The sequence below is a fragment of the Streptomyces phytophilus genome, from assembly GCF_013870535.1.
In the GTDB taxonomy this organism is placed as follows: Bacteria; Actinomycetota; Actinomycetes; order Streptomycetales; family Streptomycetaceae; genus Streptomyces; species Streptomyces phytophilus.
In genome coordinates this window covers 1-1569 of record NZ_JACBXC010001349.1, presented here as the reverse complement: position 1 = coordinate 1569, position 1569 = coordinate 1, and the positions used below count along the sequence as shown (strand labels likewise).

Annotated in this window: 2 protein-coding genes and 1 pseudogene; 1 reads left to right on the top strand and 2 read right to left on the bottom strand. The window is 73.7% G+C overall.

Annotation, left to right across the window (positions count from 1 at the left end; all coding sequences use genetic code 11):
* The coding region (locus tag H5J30_RS32270) for an MFS transporter (RefSeq protein ID WP_181791188.1) at window positions 1-588 on the bottom strand (588 nt) is incomplete at its 3' end.
* A gap of 52 nt (window positions 589-640) precedes the next feature.
* Here H5J30_RS32270 and H5J30_RS32265 point away from each other — a divergent pair.
* Window positions 641-1324, top strand: a complete 684-nt coding sequence (locus H5J30_RS32265) for a FadR/GntR family transcriptional regulator (RefSeq protein WP_181791186.1) — start codon at window positions 641-643, stop codon at window positions 1322-1324.
* A 13-nt stretch (window positions 1325-1337) separates the two neighbouring features.
* Here H5J30_RS32265 and H5J30_RS32260 read toward each other — a convergent pair.
* Window positions 1338-1569, bottom strand: a pseudogene (locus H5J30_RS32260) (hypothetical protein); the annotation flags it as partial.

Here is a 1569-nt window from a genome sequence, read left to right as displayed (position 1 = left end):
GCTCACCGGCACGGTGAGGCCGGCGGCGGAGGCCGTACCGAGGGCCAGGCCCATCGAGTAGAGCCCGGTCATCGACCCGACCCGGTCCGGGAACCAGCGTTTGACGATGACGGGGATCAGGACGTTGCCCACCGCGATGCCGCCCAGCGCCAGCGCGCTGGCGGCGAGGAACGCGGGGGTGTTGCCGAACAGCGGGCGCAGCGCCAGGCCGCCGGCTATCGCCACGAGCCCGCCGGCGACGACGGCCACGGGGCCGAAGCGGCGGGCGAAGCGGGGGGCGAGGCTGCCGAAGACGGCGAAACAGAGGGCCGGCATGGAGGTGAGCAGCCCGGCGACCGTGCCGCTCATGCCGATGTCGGTGCGCACGTCCTCCAGGACCGAGCCGAATGACGCTATCGCGGGCCGCAGGTTGATCGCCGCCAGCAGCAGCGCGGGGATCATGAGCCGCAGGAGCCACGGCGTCACCCGCGGCGCGGAAGACGGCCCGGAGGCTGCTCTCGGCCCGGTGACCTGCACGTCTTGGGTCGTCTCCCCCGGGGCCTCGACGGGTTTGGTGAGGATGCTGCGGCGTGACATGGAGACCATCATAGAATCATTGGATGAATGGTTGTCCACTCGGCGGTCCGAGCACGGGAGAGACATGGCACTGACGTCGCCGCGCAGGTCGAGCCTCACCGACCAGGTGATCGCCCAGCTGCGTACGCAGATCACCGCGGGCGAGTGGCCCGTCGGCAGCCGCATCCCGACCGAGCCGGAGCTGGTCGAGCAGCTGGGTGTGGCGCGGAACACCCTCCGCGAGGCGGTGCGGGCGCTGGCGAACAACGGCCTGCTCGACATCCGGCAGGGCTCCGGCACGTACGTCGCCGCCACGAGCGAGCTGGCGGGCGTCATGCAGCGCCGGTTCGCCGGGACCCCGCCTGGGGACGTCGCGGAGCTGCGCAGCGCGCTGGAGGCGCAGGCGGCGCGGCTGGCGGCGGTACGGCGTACGGAGCCGGAGATGGCGCAGTTGGAGCTGCTGCTGCGGCGCCGCGAGGAGGCGTGGGGGTCGGGGGACGCGGCGGCGTTCGTCGACGCGGACGCGACGCTGCACCTGGCGGTGGCGACCGCGTCGCACAACGAGGTGCTGACGGCGGTCTACGCGGACCTCGGCGAGGTCGTCCGCACGACCCTGCGTTCCAAGGTGGGCGACGTGCTGCTGCCGGCCGAGCACCTGGACCACGCCCGGATGGTGGCCGCGATCCGCGCCGGGGACGCGGAGACGGCCGCGGCGGAGGCGGGCCGGCACGCCTACGGCTGCATGCCCGAGCCGGCACTCGGCGGCTGACCGGGCGCGCCGGCTAGCCGTCCGGTACGTCCCGTATCGGCTCGTGGCTGACCCACGCCCGGTCGACGCCGAACCAGCAGCGGTCGCTCAGCTCGCCGCCCTCGGAGGGGTCGAGCCGCATCGGCATCCCGTCCACGTCCGGGTCCCACCACCGGGCGCACTCGATGTGCAGCTGTACGGCGTCGGTGTAGGGCCCGGCGTTGTAGCAGCGGGCGGTGACGGTCGACCCGGTGACGGCGGTGCGG